Source organism: Streptomyces sp. NPDC048442, from assembly GCF_040651475.1.
GTDB lineage: Bacteria > Actinomycetota > Actinomycetes > Streptomycetales > Streptomycetaceae > Streptomyces.
On sequence record NZ_JBEZKB010000009.1, the window covers coordinates 205,276 to 222,069 of the forward strand.

General features: G+C 70.6%; 19 protein-coding genes. 9 read left to right on the forward strand and 10 right to left on the reverse strand.

Annotated elements, in window-relative coordinates; all coding sequences use genetic code 11:
• Positions 1-16: 16 nt before the first annotated feature.
• Positions 17-469 carry a hypothetical protein gene (locus AB0D18_RS16745; protein WP_362418042.1) on the reverse strand — a complete coding sequence of 151 codons (453 nt, stop codon included), beginning with the start codon at positions 467-469 and terminating at the stop codon, positions 17-19.
• A 10-nt stretch (positions 470-479) separates the two neighbouring features.
• Positions 480-1,937: a cytosine permease gene (locus AB0D18_RS16750; RefSeq protein ID WP_362418045.1), complete on the reverse strand. Its 1,458-nt coding sequence runs from the start codon at positions 1,935-1,937 to the stop codon at positions 480-482.
• 126 nt (positions 1,938-2,063) lie between these two features.
• Here AB0D18_RS16750 and AB0D18_RS16755 point away from each other — a divergent pair, with 126 nt between their 5' ends.
• The gene (locus AB0D18_RS16755) at positions 2,064-2,948 is read left to right on the forward strand and encodes a MurR/RpiR family transcriptional regulator (protein ID WP_362418048.1); all 885 of its coding nucleotides are present in this window, start codon (positions 2,064-2,066) and stop codon (positions 2,946-2,948) included.
• Positions 2,949-3,018: 70 nt separating this feature from the next.
• Here the strand turns inward: AB0D18_RS16755 and AB0D18_RS16760 are convergent, their stop codons facing one another.
• The 6 genes from AB0D18_RS16760 to AB0D18_RS16785 all read right to left on the reverse strand — a co-directional run bounded on the left by AB0D18_RS16760 (position 3,019) and on the right by AB0D18_RS16785 (position 5,955).
• Positions 3,019-3,393: a hypothetical protein gene (locus tag AB0D18_RS16760; protein WP_362418051.1), complete on the reverse strand. Its 375-nt coding sequence runs from the start codon at positions 3,391-3,393 to the stop codon at positions 3,019-3,021.
• Positions 3,394-3,420: 27 nt separating this feature from the next.
• Positions 3,421-3,906: a roadblock/LC7 domain-containing protein gene (locus AB0D18_RS16765; protein WP_362418254.1), complete on the reverse strand. Its 486-nt coding sequence runs from the start codon at positions 3,904-3,906 to the stop codon at positions 3,421-3,423.
• Positions 3,907-3,979: 73 nt separating this feature from the next.
• Complete coding sequence (locus AB0D18_RS16770) at positions 3,980-4,711, reverse strand: transcriptional regulator (protein WP_362418054.1); 732 nt, start codon at positions 4,709-4,711, stop codon at positions 3,980-3,982.
• 35 nt (positions 4,712-4,746) lie between these two features.
• Positions 4,747-5,166, reverse strand: coding sequence for a hypothetical protein (locus tag AB0D18_RS16775; protein ID WP_362418057.1), 420 nt, complete (start codon positions 5,164-5,166; stop codon positions 4,747-4,749).
• Between the two features lie 224 nt (positions 5,167-5,390).
• Positions 5,391-5,669: a type II toxin-antitoxin system RelE/ParE family toxin gene (locus AB0D18_RS16780; RefSeq protein ID WP_362418060.1), complete on the reverse strand. Its 279-nt coding sequence runs from the start codon at positions 5,667-5,669 to the stop codon at positions 5,391-5,393.
• A gap of 4 nt (positions 5,670-5,673) precedes the next feature.
• Positions 5,674-5,955, reverse strand: a complete 282-nt coding sequence (locus AB0D18_RS16785; protein WP_362418063.1) for a type II toxin-antitoxin system Phd/YefM family antitoxin — start codon at positions 5,953-5,955, stop codon at positions 5,674-5,676.
• A 123-nt stretch (positions 5,956-6,078) separates the two neighbouring features.
• Between AB0D18_RS16785 and hutU the strand changes: the two genes are divergently transcribed.
• From hutU to AB0D18_RS16800, 3 genes are read left to right on the forward strand one after another with little or no spacing between them, the layout of a single operon-like run.
• The gene (gene hutU, locus AB0D18_RS16790) at positions 6,079-7,743 is read left to right on the forward strand and encodes a urocanate hydratase (protein WP_362418066.1); all 1,665 of its coding nucleotides are present in this window, start codon (positions 6,079-6,081) and stop codon (positions 7,741-7,743) included.
• A gap of 50 nt (positions 7,744-7,793) precedes the next feature.
• On the forward strand, positions 7,794-9,011 hold the full coding sequence (locus tag AB0D18_RS16795) for an allantoate amidohydrolase (RefSeq protein WP_362418257.1): 1,218 nt from the start codon (positions 7,794-7,796) through the stop codon (positions 9,009-9,011).
• Positions 9,008-10,342 (forward strand): formimidoylglutamate deiminase, encoded by a 1,335-nt coding sequence (locus AB0D18_RS16800; protein ID WP_362418069.1) that lies wholly within the window; start codon positions 9,008-9,010, stop codon positions 10,340-10,342. The genes AB0D18_RS16795 and AB0D18_RS16800 overlap by 4 nt, the downstream gene beginning before the upstream one ends.
• Positions 10,343-10,762: 420 nt before the next feature.
• Here the strand turns inward: AB0D18_RS16800 and AB0D18_RS16805 are convergent, their stop codons facing one another.
• Positions 10,763-11,245: a hypothetical protein gene (locus tag AB0D18_RS16805; protein ID WP_362418072.1), complete on the reverse strand. Its 483-nt coding sequence runs from the start codon at positions 11,243-11,245 to the stop codon at positions 10,763-10,765.
• Between the two features lie 121 nt (positions 11,246-11,366).
• Between AB0D18_RS16805 and AB0D18_RS16810 the strand changes: the two genes are divergently transcribed.
• Together AB0D18_RS16810 and hutI are read left to right on the forward strand one after the other, a co-directional pair.
• Positions 11,367-11,915 (forward strand): YciI family protein, encoded by a 549-nt coding sequence (locus tag AB0D18_RS16810; RefSeq protein ID WP_362418075.1) that lies wholly within the window; start codon positions 11,367-11,369, stop codon positions 11,913-11,915.
• 50 nt (positions 11,916-11,965) lie between these two features.
• The gene (gene hutI, locus AB0D18_RS16815) at positions 11,966-13,144 is read left to right on the forward strand and encodes an imidazolonepropionase (RefSeq protein ID WP_362418078.1); all 1,179 of its coding nucleotides are present in this window, start codon (positions 11,966-11,968) and stop codon (positions 13,142-13,144) included.
• Positions 13,145-13,279: 135 nt separating this feature from the next.
• Here hutI and AB0D18_RS16820 read toward each other — a convergent pair whose 3' ends face one another.
• Positions 13,280-14,263: an RNA polymerase sigma factor SigF gene (locus AB0D18_RS16820; RefSeq protein ID WP_362418081.1), complete on the reverse strand. Its 984-nt coding sequence runs from the start codon at positions 14,261-14,263 to the stop codon at positions 13,280-13,282.
• Between the two features lie 351 nt (positions 14,264-14,614).
• Here AB0D18_RS16820 and AB0D18_RS16825 point away from each other — a divergent pair, with 351 nt between their 5' ends.
• The 3 genes from AB0D18_RS16825 (at position 14,615) to AB0D18_RS16835 (ending at position 16,788) form a co-directional block, all read left to right on the forward strand.
• Positions 14,615-14,995 carry an STAS domain-containing protein gene (locus tag AB0D18_RS16825; protein ID WP_362418084.1) on the forward strand — a complete coding sequence of 127 codons (381 nt, stop codon included), beginning with the start codon at positions 14,615-14,617 and terminating at the stop codon, positions 14,993-14,995.
• A 477-nt stretch (positions 14,996-15,472) separates the two neighbouring features.
• Positions 15,473-15,901: an ATP-binding protein gene (locus AB0D18_RS16830; RefSeq protein ID WP_362418259.1), complete on the forward strand. Its 429-nt coding sequence runs from the start codon at positions 15,473-15,475 to the stop codon at positions 15,899-15,901.
• Positions 15,902-16,047: 146 nt separating this feature from the next.
• Positions 16,048-16,788, forward strand: coding sequence for an LPXTG cell wall anchor domain-containing protein (locus AB0D18_RS16835; protein WP_362418087.1), 741 nt, complete (start codon positions 16,048-16,050; stop codon positions 16,786-16,788).
• Positions 16,789-16,794 lie beyond the last annotated feature (6 nt).

Here is a 16,794-nt window from a genome sequence, read left to right on the forward strand (position 1 = left end):
CAGGTGTGCCCGTGCGTCAGGCCTCCCAGTCGGAGGATTTCTCCCGGTGCTCGTGCCCAGGCGTCCCGCCGAACGGCCAACTCCACGACGAATGAACGGCGTTGACGCCGAATACGCCCAGCCAGCAGATCAGCAGTCCTGGCAGTCCCGCGTTCACCACCGCGATCGCGGACAGCGGGATCGCCAGGATCAGCGAGATGATCGCCAGGCCGAAGCGCTCGCCGAAGCCGCCGTCCCCCGACGCCGGCCGTGCGGGCCGGGACGCGCCCCGCGCGACGACCAGCTGCTGCTCGGCCAGCTGCCGGCGCACCCGCCGGTCGACCGTGGTGTCGAGGCGCTGCTCGACCTTCTCCAGGAACGATTCGACCAGGGCCGCCTCGTAGTCCGCCCCGAGTTCCCTCCGGGCGTGCACGGTGGCGTCCAGGTCCTTCTTCAGCTCGGCGTCGCGAGCACGGCCTGTTGCGTCCATGCGTACGACGTTACGGATGCGGGGTGGCGACGGCATTGGGGCTGTCCCCCGATTTCTCCTGCGGTTCACCCCCGGGAATGTGTGCGGTGTTCCGCCGGGCCAGGAAGAAGTACAGCACCGCGGGGACGAGAAGTCCGATGATCCAGGAGATGTCCGCGCCGCCCAGCGGGGCGACCAGCGGGCCCGTGTAGAAGTGCGTCACCAGGAAGGGCAGCTGGGCGACGATGCCCACGCCGTAGACGGTGATCGCGTCCCAGCGCCACGCGCCGTACCTGCCGTTCGGGTCGGAGAGGGCCGGGAGGTCGTACCGCTCGCGCGAGATCAGGTAGTAGTCGACCAGGTTGATCGCCGACCACGGGGTGAAGAAGGTCAGCAGGAAGAGAAGGAAGTCCTTGAAGGACGTCAGGAAGCTGTCCTTGCCCAGGAGGGCGACCGCCGTTCCGGCGACCATGATGCCCGCGATGTACACGGACCTGGCGCGCGGCGAGAGCTCCCGCTGCCCCCGGAAACCGCTGACGCTCGTCACCATCGACATGAAGCCGCCGTACGTGTTGAGCACGTTGATGGTCAGCTTGCCCAGCGCGATCACGAAGTACAGGAACGAAGCGATCAGGCCCGCGCCGCCGAGCCCGACGACGTACGACACCTGGCCCTTCATGAACGCCCCGCCGGACGTCGCCGCCACCAGCACGCCGAAGGTCATCGACCACTGTGACCCGATCCCGGAGCCCGCCAGGGTCCACCAGAAGGTGGCCTTGCCGGAGGTGCTGCGCGGGAGGTAGCGCGAGTAGTCCGCGACGTACGGGCCGAAGGCGAGCTGCCAGGAGGCGGAGAGGGAGACGGCGAGCAGGAACATCGGCAGGTCGAAGCGGGTGTCCGAGGAGAGGACCGTGCCCAGGTCGATGCTGTCGAGGAGCCGGACGCCCAGGTAGACGAAGGCCAGGGCGCAGATGACGCTGGCGACCCGGCCCAGCGTGTGGATGACCTTGTAGCCGACGGCCGCCATGACGGCGGTGATCGCGGCGAAGACGACGATGCCGGTGGTGTCGCCGAGGTGGGTGAGCTCGCCGACCGCCTGGCCCGCAAGGACGCTGCCGCTCGCGAAGAAGCCGACGTACATCAGGATGACCAGAACGAGCGGGACGACCGCCCCCTTGACGCCGAACTGCGCGCGGGACTGGATCATCTGGGGCAGCCCGAGCTTCGGGCCCTGCGCCGAGTGCAGCGCCATGACGGCGCCGCCGAGCAGGTTGCCCAGGAGGAGGCCGATGATCGACCAGAGCGGGCCGCCGCCGAAGACGACGGCGAGGGCGCCGGTGACGACGGCGGTGATCTGGAGGTTCGCACCGAGCCACAGGGTGAACTGGGAGAAGGCCTTGCCGTGGCGTTCGGAATCGGGGACGACGTCGATCGAGCGCCGCTCGACCAGGGAGTCCCTGGCCAGGGGTGCCTCGGCGGACTCGGGCATATGTGTGTCCCTCCCACGCGGTCTGTATATGGTCATGCAGGGTTCTGCGTGGCTGAATAGATGTCAATGGTTCGGCTTGGATTCCCGCATCGTGGATGTACGGAGAAGAAGACAGGGGGCGACGGGATGAGCAACGGGACGGGCGACGGGGCGAACGGCGTGATCAGCGACAGCGGCAGCCCTGCGGCGCGGCTTCAGCAGCTCTTCGAGGGGCGGCGGCTCACCCCGACCCAGCGGCGCATCGCGCACAGCATGGTGCGGCGGGCGGCCGAGGTGCCGTTCCTGTCGAGCGTGGAGCTGGCGGAGCTGGCCGGGGTCAGTCAGCCGTCGGTGACCCGGTTCGCGGTCGCACTCGGCTTCGACGGGTATCCGGCGCTGCGCAAGCACCTGCGGGAGGTCGCACCGGGTGCGGACGGCGGACCGGACGCGGCGGCCTCGTACAACGAGTACCAGCAGGCGGTGCAGGCCGAGATCGAGAACCTGCGGCACCTCGCGGAGCTGCTCGCCGACCCGGCGCCGGTCGAGCGGGCCGGCCAACTCCTCGCTGCCTCAAGGGTGTTGCCGGTGCTCGGGCTGCGGGCCGCGTCCTCGCAGGCGCGCGGTTTCGCGTACTTCGCGGCGAAGGTGCACCCGGACGTACGGCTGCTCGACGAGGGCGGGTCGATGCTCGCCGACCGGATCGACGCGGCCCGGCGGGCGGGCGCGGACGTACTGCTGTGCTTCGCGCTGCCGCGGCATCCGAAGGAGGTCCTGGAGGCGCTGGCCTACGCGCGTGAGCAGGGGCTGACCGTGGTCACGGTCGCGGACTCGGCGTTCGCACCGGTCGCCCACCACAGCGACCTGCTGATTCCGGCGGCGGTCGGCACGGGGCTCGCCTTCGACACGGCGTGCGCGCCGATGCTGCTGGGGCGGGTGCTGCTGGAGGCGATGTGCGACGGGCTGCCGGAGGCGCAGGCGCGGCTGGAGGAGTTCGACGTACGGGCGGCGGCGCGCGGGCTGTTCGTGGAGTAGTCCCCCGCGGGGCTCGCGGAGGGCGGCGGGGGCAGGGAACCGGGTTTCCCCACCCCCGCCGGGTGGCGGCTCAGACCTCCAACTCGTTCTCGATCTTCCTGAGTTGGTGGCGGGCCATCGCCAGGTTCGCGCGGCCCTTGTCGAGTGCCAGGTAGAGGAAGAGCCCGCTGGTGCCGCGGCCCTTGAGGAGGCGGATCAGGTGGTACTGGCTGCCGAGGGTGATGAGGATGTCCTCGATCTCGTCGCTGAGCCCGAGGTGCTCCATGGTGCGGACCTTGGCGCGCACCACGTCGGTGTTCCCGGCGGCGGCGACCGTGAGGTCGAGCTCCTTGGTGCCGCCCGCGGTGCCCAGCGCCATGCCGCTGGTGTAGTCGACGAGGGCGACGCCGATGGTGCCCTCGATGGTGGTCATTGCTTCCTTGAGGGCGGCTTCGGTGGTGGCCATGAGCGGTCGCACTTCCTTCGTGTGGGTTCAGCCGATGGGTTCGGTCGTGCTGGTCGTGCTGGTCGTGCCGTTCGTGCTGTTTGTGCTGCCCGTGCGGTCCGGGTTGTCCGTACGGTCGACGAGCTCGCCGATGCGGGCGCCGGCCCGCCGTCCTTCGAGGTGCAGCCGGCCCACGTTGATCCGGGGTCCGGCAAGGAGGGTGAGGACGGCCGAGGCTCCGGCGGCGTACGTCGCGACGTACCCTTCCTCGCCCCGTACGAGCAGCTCCCGGAAGTCGCCCCGGCCGGTGGTGTCCGCCAGCCGCAGCGAGACGCCGAGCGCGGCGGCGGTGAGGGCGGCGACGCCCTCCGCCTCTACTCCCGGGGCGTCCTCGGCGATCACCAGACCGTCCACGCTGGCGGCGACGGCGCCGGTCAGCTCGGGGAGGCGGGCCCTCAACCGGCGCAATTCCTCCAGGACTTCGGGGTCCGGCGGCTTCGGCCGGGGTACGGGGGATCTCTTCTCCGGACGCACGGCCCGCGTGCGCAAGGCGCGCTTCACGGTGTGCACCGCACTCCCGGTGTGCGCCTCGCCGTCGGTGTGTGCCTCATAGCGCCTCCAGCGCGTCGCGGAGTCTGCGCAGCAGCGCGACGTCCGGATCCTCGGACAGGTCCGCCACCCACTGCGGTACGGGCGTGAGGGCGGGCCGGGGTGCGTCGCGGGGCGTTTGCACTGCTCCGGCCGCCGCCAGCCGCCGTACGTCGATCAGGGTGTGGAACGCGGGCCGCCCGAGCGCCCGCGCGATGTCGGCGGGCGTCCGCACGCCGTCGGCCAGGTCGAGCACGTCCCGCTGGCGGCGCGTGACGTGCGGCATGTCCAACTGGTCCTTGACGACGGGGGAGTTGTCGATCTCCGGATGGGGCCAGAGCGTGTCGAGCAGCTCCCTGCGGCGTAAGCACTCGCGGGCGACGACCCGCGCGGAGACGGGCCGTACCGGGCCCATCCAGTGCGCGACCCCGTGCCGGAACCTGGTCGGTCCGCTGCCGGGGGCCAGGGCGAAGTAGGCGGCGTCGAACAGGGCGCCCAAATGGGCGAGTTCGAGCTCGCCGCCCGCGAGCCGCCCGCTGTCCACCAGGAACCGCCCGACCCGCCCGGCCGGTCCCGCCCGGTCGAACGCCTCCTGCCAGCCCTCGCGCGGCAGCCGCCCGTGCAGCAGTACGTCGAGGCCGGGTGAGGCCGGGCTCTCCGCGTGGACGACCTTGCCCTCGGCGAGGTAGAGGGTGCCGTGGTCGCGCAGCAGCGCACCGGTCGCCCGCTCGTCGGCGAGCCGAACGAGCATGGGGGAGAGGGGGGCTGGCAGGAGTACCGGTGCGGTCATCCCAGCACCAGCCGGGCGGCGAGGTCGGCGAGCCGCAGCCGGGCGAGGGCGAGGTTGCCCTGCTCGCGGTCGAGCCACAGATGGAGGAACACACTGCTGTCGAAGGAGGTCTCCACGTACCGCAGCAGGTGGTAGTCGGTGCGGGTGGTGATGATGACGTCCTCGACGAGGAGGCCCTTGCCGTCCTCACCGGCCTCGCCGTCCTTGCCGCTCCCGCCGTGACCGGGGGCGAAGGTGCCGTGCTCGGCGGCCATCCGGGCCAGCTCGGCGGACTCAGCGGCGGCGGTCTCGGTGTCGCCGCCGGGCGGCAGGCCGGCCGCACCGAGGGCGAGCCCGCTGGTCCAGTCGACGACGGCGGCCCCGCGAGCACCGGGCAACGCCATCGCTTCGACCAGGCACGCGTCGATTCCGGACACGCAGAAACTCCCCTCCCCCGGTTCCCCGCCGGGCTTGCGCGACGGAGTCGACACTACGCAACCGCGGTGTTACGGAGGGGAGTTCTGGCATATTCCAGCGGAACGGTCCATCTGGGACTAGGGTGCCCGCCGCAGGTCCGGCGCGGTTCCGTGAGACGTCGAACGGCGCCCTCGGGTCGCGAACGGCGTCCTCTGGAAGCGGTCTGCGCCCTTGGGTCCCGCACTCACATTCCGCGATAGACGTCGCGACGGTTGGCGACGGTCAGTACCCAGAGAAAGAGCTCGCCGTTCTCGACGGTGTAGACGGCGCGACATTCGCCGACGCGAAGGCGCCGGCGCGCGGAGTGCCCCTGGAGGGCCTTGATGTCGAATGCCGAGGTGTCGCCCTGGTCCATGGCCTTCTGGAGCTCGGCTAGTCGGCGCAGGACCCGCAAGGCGTCGAGTTGGGGGATCTTGAGCAAGTCGCGCTGAGCATGAGGGGTGAACCGCGTGGCGTATCCCATCGCCTCAGCCGTGGTGGGATCGGAGCTGTGAGGCCATTTCCTCAAGGGAAACGGATCCTGTCGTCCCCTCGGCCTCGGCCGCGTCCGCCAGCTGGTTGAGCCAGGCGTCTTCGCTCTGCTCGGCAATGCGTCGCAGTCGTTGGTACTCGTCAATGTCGACCAGTACGGCCTCCTCCTTGCCGCGCCGCGTAATGACGGTGGGAGTGTCGTCGCGGTGAGCGCGGTCTATGGCATCTGCGAGGTGGCTGCGGACTTCGGCCATCGATTCAATCACTGGTTCACCCATGCACTGAATGTAACTGATGTACATCTGTTACGTCCAGTTATCACAGTCAGGGGTGTTGACTAGTTCTATTCAGGTCGCGAGGATGTGAATATCCACATCATGGCCGCGACCAGGAGGCACCCCATGTCAGGACCCCGACCCGTACGAGCCCCCCGCGGTACGGAGCTCAGCGCCCTGGGATGGCAGCAGGAGGCCGCCCTGCGCATGCTGCAGAACAACCTCGACCCCGAGGTCGCCGAGCACCCCGACAAGCTCGTCGTCTACGGCGGCACCGGCAAGGCCGCCCGTGACTGGCGCTCCTTCGACGCCATGGTGCGCACGCTGAAGACCCTCAAGCAGGACGAGACGATGCTCGTCCAGTCCGGCCGCCCGGTCGGCGTCATGCAGACCCACGAGTGGGCGCCCCGCGTCCTCATCGCCAACTCCAACCTGGTCGGCGACTGGGCGAACTGGGAGGAGTTCCGGCGCCTGGAAGCCCTTGGCCTCACCATGTACGGCCAGATGACCGCCGGTTCGTGGATCTACATCGGCACCCAGGGCATCCTCCAGGGCACCTACGAGACCTTCGCCGCCGTCGCCGCCAAGCGCTTCAACGGCACGCTCGCCGGGACCATCACCCTCACCGCCGGCCTCGGCGGCATGGGCGGCGCCCAGCCCCTCGCCGTGACGATGAACGACGGCGTCGCGATCTGTATCGACGTCGACCCGCGCGCCATCGAGCGCCGCATCGAGCACAAGTACCTCGATGTGAAGGCCGATTCGCTGCAGCACGCCCTCCAGCTCGCGGTCGAGGCGCGCGACGCCCGCCGCCCCCTCTCCATCGGCCTCCTCGGCAACGCCGCCGAGCTCCTGCCCCGCATGCTCGCCGAGGGCGCGCCCATCGACATCGTGACGGACCAGACCTCCGCCCACGACCCGCTCGCCTACCTCCCCCTCGGCATCGAGTTCGACGAGATGGCGTCGTACGCGGCCGAGAAGCCCGCCGACTTCACCCAGCGGGCCCGCGAGTCGATGGCCAAGCACGTCGAGGCCATGGTCGGCTTCATGGACGCGGGCGCGGAGGTCTTCGACTACGGCAACTCCATCCGCGGCGAGGCCCAACTCGCGGGCTACTCCCGCGCGTTCGACTTCCCCGGCTTCGTCCCGGCCTACATCCGCCCGCTCTTCTGCGAGGGCAGGGGCCCGTTCCGCTGGGCCGCCCTCTCCGGCGAGGCGTCCGACATCCACAAGACGGACCGCGAACTCCTCAAGCTCTTCCCGGAGAACGAATCCCTCCACCGCTGGATCAAGATGGCCGGCGAGCGCGTCCAGTTCCAGGGCCTCCCGGCGCGCATCTGCTGGCTCGGCCAGGGCGAGCGCGACAAGGCGGGCGAACTCTTCAACAACATGGTGGCGGACGGCACGCTCGCCGCCCCCCTCGCCATCGGCCGCGACCACCTCGACTGCGGCTCGGTCGCCTCCCCGTACCGCGAGACCGAGGCCATGCTCGACGGCTCCGACGCCATCGCGGACTGGCCGCTCCTCAACGCCATGGTCAACGTCGCCTCCGGCGCCTCCTGGGTCTCCATCCACCACGGCGGCGGCGTCGGCATGGGCCGCTCGATCCACGCGGGCCAGGTGTCCGTCGCCGACGGCACGAAGCTCGCGGGCGAGAAGATCCGCCGCGTGCTGACGAACGACCCCGGCATGGGCGTCATCCGGCACGTCGACGCGGGCTACGACATCGCGGAGCAGACCGCCGAGGACCAGGGCGTACGCATCCCGATGCGCGAGGGTGACGACGCGTGAGCGACGACCCCGCACGCACCGCAGGGGGTGGCGGTGACAGCTTCCTCGCCATGTGGGCGGACCTCCTGCCCATCGGCCGCGACAAGGCGTCCGGCGGCTACCGCCGGTACGCCTGGACCGCAGCCGACGCCGACTGCCGGGCCTGGTTCCGTCACCAGGCCGAGGCCCGCGGCCTCACCTACGAGCTGGACCGCAACGGCAACCAGTGGGCCTGGCAGGGCGACGCCACCGCGGGCGACGCGGTCGTCATCGGCTCCCACCTGGACTCCGTCCCCGACGGCGGCGCCTTCGACGGCCCGCTCGGCGTGGTCTCCTCCTTCGCCGCGCTCGACGAACTCCGCCACCGGGGAGCGGAGTTCACGAAGCCGGTGGCCATCACCAACTTCGGCGACGAGGAGGGCGCCCGCTTCGGGCTCGCCTGCGTCGGCTCCCGCCTGGCAGCGGGACAGCTGACACCCCAGAAGGCGTACGAACTCCGCGACGGGGACGGGGTGTCCCTCCCGCAGGCGATGGAGGCGGCGGGCCACGACCCCTCCACCATCGGCCCGGACCCGGAGCGCCTCGCCCGTATCGGCGCGTTCGTCGAACTGCACGTGGAGCAGGGCCGCGCCCTGGACCTCTCCAGCGCCCCGGTCGGCATCGCCTCCGCGATCTGGCCGCACGGCCGCTGGCGGTACGACTTCCACGGCGAGGCCAACCACGCGGGCACGACCCGGCTGGCCGACCGCCGCGACCCGATGCTCACGTACGCGGAAACGGTCGTCGCCGCCCGCGCCCAGGCCCAACTCACCGGCGCCCTCGCCACCTTCGGCAAGATCTCCGTCGAACCGAACGGCGTCAACGCGATCCCGTCCCTCGTCCGCGGCTGGCTCGACTCGCGCGCCGCCGACCAGGACACCCTGGACAAGGTCATCGCCGGAATCGAGGCCGCGGCCCACGAGGCGGCGACCCGCTCCGGCATCGACCTCAAGATCGTCCGGGAGTCCTTCACCCCGGTCGTCGAGTTCGAGAACGCACTGCGCGACGAACTCGCCCGGCTGCTCGGCGGTGGCGGTGGCGGCGGCGAAGGCGCCCCGCGTATCCCCGTCCTGGGAACGGGCGCCGGACACGACGCGGGAATCCTCTCCGCGTCCGTCCCGACCGCCATGCTGTTCGTACGCAACCCCACCGGCGTCTCGCACTCCCCGGCGGAGTACGCAGCCGAGGACGACTGCGTCGCCGGGGTGCGCGCGCTCGCCGACGTAACGGAAGGTCTCGCCTGCGCATGACGACCTACTGGCTGGAACACGCCTGGCTCGACACGTACGTCGAGCCGGGCGTGATGGTGGAAGTGTCCGAAGGCGGCCGAATCACCGCTGTACGCAAGGGAGTCGAGCTCTGCCCGCCGGGTGCGGTGGCCCTCCGCGGCCTCACCCTCCCGGGCCTCTCCAACGCCCACTCGCACGCCTTCCACCGGGCGCTGCGCTCGACGGTCCAGGTGGGCTCGGGCACCTTCTGGACCTGGCGCGAGGTCATGTACGGGGTCGCCCACCGCCTGACCCCCGACTCGTACTACGCCCTGGCCCGCGCCGTGTACGCGGAAATGGCCCTCGCCGGAATCACCTCCGTCGGCGAGTTCCACTACGTCCACCACGCGCCCGGCGGCACCCCGTACGCCCACCCCAACGCGATGGGCGAAGCCCTGATCGCCGCGGCCTCCGACGCCGGGATCCGCCTCACCCTCCTCGACACGGCCTACCTCTCCTCGGGCTTCGGCGCGGCCCCCAACTCCCACCAGCTCCGCTTCTCGGACGGTACGGCGGAGGCCTGGGCGGAACGGGTCTCCGCTCTCCGCGACTCCGCTCTCGTGCGCCACGGGGCGGCGATCCACTCGGTACGGGCGGTCCCCGCCGCCGAACTCTCCACGGTCGCCGCCTGGGCCCAGGACCGCGAGGCCCCCCTCCACGTCCACCTCTCAGAGCAGACGGCCGAGAACGACGCCTGCCAGGCCGCCCACGGCTGCACCCCCACCCAACTCCTCGCCGACAACGGGGTGCTGGGCCCGCGCACCACCGGCGTGCACAACACCCACCTCACCGACGCCGACATCAAACTCCTCGGCTCGTCCGCCACCGGCACCTGCATGTGCCCGACGACCGAACGCGACCTCGCGGACGGCATCGGTCCGGCGGTTGGTCTCCAACGGGCCGGCTCCCCCCTCTCCCTCGGCAGCGACAGCCACGCCGTCATCGACCTCTTCGAAGAGGCTCGGGCAATGGAGCTGAACGAACGCCTCCGCTCCCGCACCCGAGGCCACTGGACGGCAGCGGCCCTGCTCCGCGCGGCCTCGGCAGACGGCCACGCGGCCCTCGGCTGGTCCGAAGCGGGCACCATCGAACCCGGCGCCCTGGCCGACCTCACCACCATCGCCCTGGACACGGTCCGCACGGCGGGCCCGGTCCCGATACTGGGCGCGGAAACAGCAGTCTTCGCCGCCACGGGCGCAGACGTCCGCCACACGATCGTCGGCGGCCGCCAGGTGGTCCGCGACGGCGTACACACCACCATCCCGGACACGGCGAAAGCCCTCGCCACGTCGATCGGAGCACTGCACGCCTGACGGGGGCCGTACGCCCGCACTCCTCGCCGCCCCCGGCGCGGGCCGCCCACCGCTGCGGACGTCCGGCACGTCAGTCCGTGGCGCGGGGGTGCCCCGTGCCGGCGTAGGTGATCCAACAGGTGTGACGCGTCGTGTCCGCGAGATACCAGATGCGGCCTCCGCCGGTCACCTCGATCTGCCACTGCTCGCAGGTCTGCCCGCGGTGTGTGCCGTGTGCGAGGGTGCCTTTCAGTCTGTGGTGACGCGAGGTCTCGTTTGCCGGTCTCGGCTCAGTCCGCATGACGACCCATGCGCGATAGGTGTTCTGGCGGGCTTGCCTGGTGAGCTCCTCCCATCCCTTGGCCGAAGCCGCGTCCGCGAACCGGACTTCCCACTGTCCTTCGGGCGCGGGCGGAGCGGCCCGGTCACCGCGCCCCGGCGTCATCCGAAGTCCCGCGGGTCGGGCACCGGGCCGTAGTCGGCGCCGTGGTCGGTGGTCAGTGCGGCCAGCAGCTCGGGGTCGGAGTGGACTTCGGCCGTGTGCTGCCAGGCCGTGAGGAGCTGGGCGACGGAGGCACTGTTGGCGATGGACTCGGCGGCTCGCATCGTGGACACCAGCTCCACGGCAAAGGCATGCACATCCGGCTCGGGCAGGAAACGCACCCAGGGGAACGCGTCGGGCAACAGGTCCAGCAACAGCTCCGTGCTCCCGGGCTCCCGCCGCGCGATCGCCGCCAGCATGCGTGTGGCGGCCGACACCACGGTCTGGTCCTGCTCGGCCCGTGCGGCCGTGGTGAGAACCAGGTCCTCGCCGTCCCTGCGGTGCAGCACCAGCCGGGGCGTGACCTTGAGCCGGGCCAGCGTCTGCTTGTTCTTATTGACCAGCTCGGAGAAGTTCACAGCGGCGTTTCTGTCTGCGTTCACAACTTTGAAAGTACTTCGAAAGTGCGGGGTGTGCCATCCCCCACACGAGGGAAGCGTGCCCGCGGGCACCACCCCGTCAAAGCCTGTGGAGAAGCAACCCTGCGTCGGCAATTCTGTGGGCATGGAGTTCTTCTGCTACCACCGCGACCGCCCCGGCTCCGTCCCCCTGCGGGACGAACTGCTGGAGGCCCACTGGTCCTACATGGACGGGTACGCCAAGGAGCTGATCGCTCGCGGTCCGACCCTCACGGAGGACCGGGAGACGCCCACCGGGAGCGTGCACGTCGTCGATCTCCCGGATGCGGCCGCCGCCCGCGCGTTCGCCTTCGACGAGCCCGGTTACCAGGCCGGCGTCTACCGGGACGTACTGCTGCGCCGCTGGCGCAACCTCCTGGGCCGCACCATGTGGGACTTCCCCGGCGGCCCGACCGGCGGCAACCGGTACCTGGTGATCGGGCTTGGCTCGGGGCAGCCCGCCGACCTCGTCGTACCGTCCGACCGGGACGAGCTGATCGCCTACGGGCCGCTGCTGTCCGACGACGCCGCCACCTGGCTCGGCACGGCAGCGCTGCTCCGGGCACCGGACCCCGGCACGGCACGCGCCGTCCTGACCGCCGACCGCTACGCCGGCGTCGAGGTCCACGACTGGCAGTTCGGCGGCCGGGGGTAAGGAGGGCGCCCCGCCTCCCGGTCCCGGTTCCCTGCTGCGAGGATGCTGACATGAGCGCCTCCACCACCACCCTCATCAGCAACATCGGCAGCCTCGTCACCAACGACCCCGCCCTCGGCGACGGACCCCTCGGTCTGATCGAGAACGCCGCCGTCGTGGTCGAGGGCGACCGCGTCGCCTGGGTCGGGGCCGCGGCGAAGGCTCCGGCCGCCGATGCCGTGTACGACGCCGGGGGGCGGGCCGCGATCCCCGGGTTCGTCGACTCGCACTCGCACCTCGTGTTCGGCGGCGACCGGACCAAGGAGTTCAACGCCCGCATGTCGGGTCAGCCGTACAAGGCGGGCGGGATCAGGACCACCGTCGCCGCGACCCGGGCCGCGAGCGACGAGGAGCTGGCGGCGAACCTCGCGAAGTATCTGAACGAAGCCCTGCGGCAGGGCACGACGACCTTCGAGACCAAGTCCGGGTACGGGCTGACCGTCGAGGACGAAGCACGCGCGCTGCGCATCGCGAGCGCCCAGACGTCGGAGGTTACGTACCTCGGGGCGCACATCGTGTCCCCGGACTACGCCGAGGACCCGGCGGCCTACGTCGACCTCGTGACGGGCGAGATGCTGGAGGCGTGCGCTCCGTACGCCCGCTGGATCGATGTGTTCTGCGAGAAGGGTGCCTTTGACGGGGACCAGGCTCGGGCGATCCTGACGGCGGGGAAGGCGAAGGGGCTGCTGCCGCGGATCCACGCGAATCAGCTGTCGTACGGGCCCGGGGTCCAGCTCGGGGTGGAGCTGGACGCGGCCAGTGCTGATCACTGCACGCATCTGACGGATGCGGATGTGGATGCTCTTGCGAGCGGGAACACTGTCGCGACGCTGCTGCCGGGTGCGGAGTTCTCCACCCGGGCCCAGTGGCCGGACGCGCGGCGGCTGCTCGATGCCGGAGCGACCGTCGCGCTGTCGACGGACTGCAATCCGGGGTCCTCGTTCACCTCGTCGATGCCGTTCTGCATCGCCCTCGCCGTACGCGACATGGGGATGACGCCGGACGAGGCGATGTGGGCCGCGACGGCGGGCGGGGCGCGGGCGCTGCGGCGTGAGGACGTCGGGCGGATCGCGGCAGGGGCCCGCGCCGACCTCGCGCTGCTCGACGCGCCCAGCCACGTACACCTGGCGTACCGGCCCGGAGTGCCGCTCGTCTCCGCGGTCTGGCGAAACGGTGTGCTTGCGGTGTGAGGTCCTGGGTAGGCGGTCCTTGCACCACCGGCACACAGTGACACCGTGCCCGCACGAAAAGAACGTTGGACTGCCCCGGATACGGCCTGGGGCAGCCCAACGTTCAGAGTCCAACGGCCAAAGAGGCAGCGGGAGTTACTCCACCACGGTCAGGCCCTTGCGGAGCTTGACCAGTGTGCGTGAGAGCAGGCGCGAGACGTGCATCTGGGAGATGCCCAGCTCGTCGCCGATCTCCGACTGCGTCATGTTGGCGACGAAGCGCAGGGAGAGGATCTGGCGATCACGGGTGGGCAGCGACGCGATCAGGGGCTTGAGGGACTCGACGTACTCGATGCCCTCCAGGCCGTGGTCCTCGTAACCGATCCGGTCCGCCAGCGCCCCCTCGGAGTCGTCCTCCTCGGGCTGGGCGTCCAGCGAGCTCGCGGTGTACGCGTTGCTCGCCGCCATGCCCTCGACGACCTCCTCCTTCGTGATGTCCAGGCGCTCGGCCAGTTCCGCCACGGTGGGGGAGCGGTCCAGCTGCTGGGCCAGCTCGTCGCCCGCCTTGGCGAGGTCGAGACGGAGCTCCTGGAGACGGCGCGGGACGCGCACGGACCAGGAGGTGTCACGGAAGAAGCGCTTGATCTCGCCGATGATCGTCGGCATGGCGAAGGTGGGGAACTCCACACCTCGGCTGAGTTCGAAGCGGTCGATGGCCTTGATCAGGCCGATCGTGCCCACCTGGATGATGTCTTCCATCGGTTCGCTGCGGGTGCGGAACCGGGAGGCGGCGAACTTGACCAGGGCCAGGTTCAGCTCGACCAGGGTGTTGCGGACGTATGCGTGGTCGTGGGTTCCCTCTTCGAGGGATTCGAGACGTCCGAAGAGCGTCTTCGACAGGGCCCTGGCATCCAGCGGCCCCACCTCGTCGTACGGCGGAATCTCGGGAAGGTCACAGAGGCTGTCGGGCCGGTCCGTGAGCGCCGGGGCAGAGGTGGCTGTGGTGGATGCCACAGTGGCCACGGTGCTCGCGCTGCTTCCGGTTCCTGTCTCGATCTGCTGGGGCGGGAGTGTCGACGCCGCGTCCTGTTTGTGGTGAGTACGCGTTTCGTCGAGCCGGGGTGACATGGTCTCCTCCATCGTTCTCGGCATATGGCTGCCGATGCCGATACGTGTTCCTGCGGTGAAGCGGCGCCTCCAAAGCCGGTGGTGGGCGGACGGTGGTCGGATGTGTCCCTACTAGGCCTACCCGCTCTCGGCGGACACTTGCAAGTGCCTTATGTCCGAATAGCACCAGTTCAGGGGGTTGTTCGGCTACCCGTGCGTGTGAAGAAGGCGTAGTCTTCTGCTGCTGTTGAGAGCACCTCTCGCCGCCTTGACGCACCGCGCGTGCGGGGCGGAGGCGGGGCGGTGGCGGAGGCCGGGACCGTGGGCCACGTACAGCGACGAATATGCGAACACGTAGAACTACGACGGCGAAAAGGGACGGGCATGGACCGCGGGACGGTCGGCAGCGCGAACCGGGGCCGGCTTCAGGTCGGAGTCCGGACCGAGGGCCGGAGCGAGATCGTGACGCCGGTGGGTGAGCTGGATCACCACACGGCCGAGCTGCTTCGGGAACCTCTGGAGCGGGCGCTCGACGAGGGGCGGACACGCCTCGTGGTCGACTGTTCGCTGCTCGAATTCTGCGACTCCACCGGGCTGAACGTACTGCTCGGGGCCCGGCTCAAGGCCGAGGCCGCGGGCGGCGCGGTACATCTGGCGGGCATGCAGCCCGTGGTGGCCCGGGTCTTCGAGATCACCGGGGCGGAAGCGGTGTTCACCGTCCACGACTCGCTCGACGCCGCCCTTGCGTCCCCTCTCGCCGACTGACCCGCCCGTCTGCCTCTTGGCGCGGCACACGTGAGACGTGTGACACGGCTCGTAGTGAATCGTGGGTGTTCTCACGGTCCCCTCGGGCAGGAGGAACCTCAGACCCTGCAATACGCCAGAGCCTGCAACACCCCAGACCCTGCAAACGACGATTTGGTGAATCGGTGAGGTGAAGCGCTGATGAGCACCACCCGGCAGCATCCGCCGGGCGACCTCGGCCCCGAGCCGGACGGCGTCGCCTCCGGTGCGTCGGCTGCGCCCGTGTCCGATGCGGCTGTCGATTCGCCTGCCGGGCCCGTGGCTGCCGACGCGTCCACGCCCGCCGGTACGTCCGCCGGTGCTCCCGTCGGGTTCGCGGCTGCCGCCGCCGTGTCCCCGGACGCGTCCCGTGGAATCTCGTCCGAGGCGCCGGTCCGGCCCGATCCGGCCCAGGCAGATCCCGCCCAGGCCGAGCCTGCCCCGGCCGGCTCCGCGCTCGTGGCTTCCGGGCAGGTGCGCTCCCTCCCGCTGAACGGGGCCAGCGGCATCGTCCCGCTCGCCCGCGACTTCACCCGGCAGGCGCTGTACGACTGGGGCTGGCTGCCCGCGTCCACCGCCGACCGGCGCGCCGCCGCCGAGGACGTCCTGCTCGTCGTCTCGGAACTGGTCACCAACGCGTGCCTGCACGCCGAGGGCCCCGAGAGCCTGCGCGTCGCCAGCGACGGCAAGGTCCTGCGCCTGGAGGTCACCGACCGCAGCGGCGGCGAGCCCGCCCCGCGCAGCCCGCACCGGGCGGGCCGGCCCGGCGGCCACGGCATGTTCATCGTCCAGCGGCTGTGCCTGGACTGGGGCGTCGCCCGTACGCCCGAAGGCTCCGGGCAGAGCGCGGGAAAGACGGTCTGGGCGGAACTGGCCGCCCCTGCTTAGCAGTTGGCAGTTAAAGGTGTGGTGAGAGAGCACGTCGATACGGCGTGCTCTTTGTCTTCCCCTCCCAAGGTCCCCGGCGTACCTTGAGCGCCCAATCTGATGCGCCGTCAGTAACGCGGCGTTCCGGCGTACGAGGGGATCACAAGGTGTCGTACCAGAAGCGGACCCGGCGGCGGACAACTCTCGCACTGGCGGCGTCAGTTGCCTGCTCGGTGGTGCTGGTCACCGCCCCCGCCGCGCAGGCCGACGTCGTCGACGTCAACTACCAGTGCAAGACCCCGATCGGCAACAAGGGCGCCGTCTCCCCGATCGACATCAAGGCGGTCAAGGGCGGCAGCGGCTACACCCTCACCATGTCCTTCCAGAAGGGCGTCTCCTCCAGCCCCGTCGAACTCGGCAAGGGCGCCATGAAGCCGAACGCCGAAATCAAGGTCGGCGGCGCCGACGGCGGCACGGTCGCCGTCGCGGGCCCCGCCAACTCCTCGGCGATACCCGCCAACACCCCCATCAAGATCAGCGACCTCTCCGGGACGTACACCCCGAAGAAGAGCGGCAAGGTCACCTTCACCGCCTCCGTCCTGACCATCAAGGCCCTGGGGACCACGACCACCTGCACCCCCTCCAACAGCCCGAAGCCGTCGCTGGAGCTGGACGTCAAGGGCTCGGGCGGCAGTGGCGGTTCCGGCGGCGGTTCCGGCGGATCGGACGACGCTTCCGGCGGTACGTCCCAGAGCACGCCCTCCGGCAGCGGTGAACTCCCGAAGACCGGACCGCTCGACTCCGCGGCCGCGCTCGGCACCCTCGGCGCCACCGTCCTGCTCACCGGGGCCGCCGGAGTGCTCTGGCTGACCCGGCGCAACCAGCGCAACCAGCAGTCCGCGAGCTGACCCGGC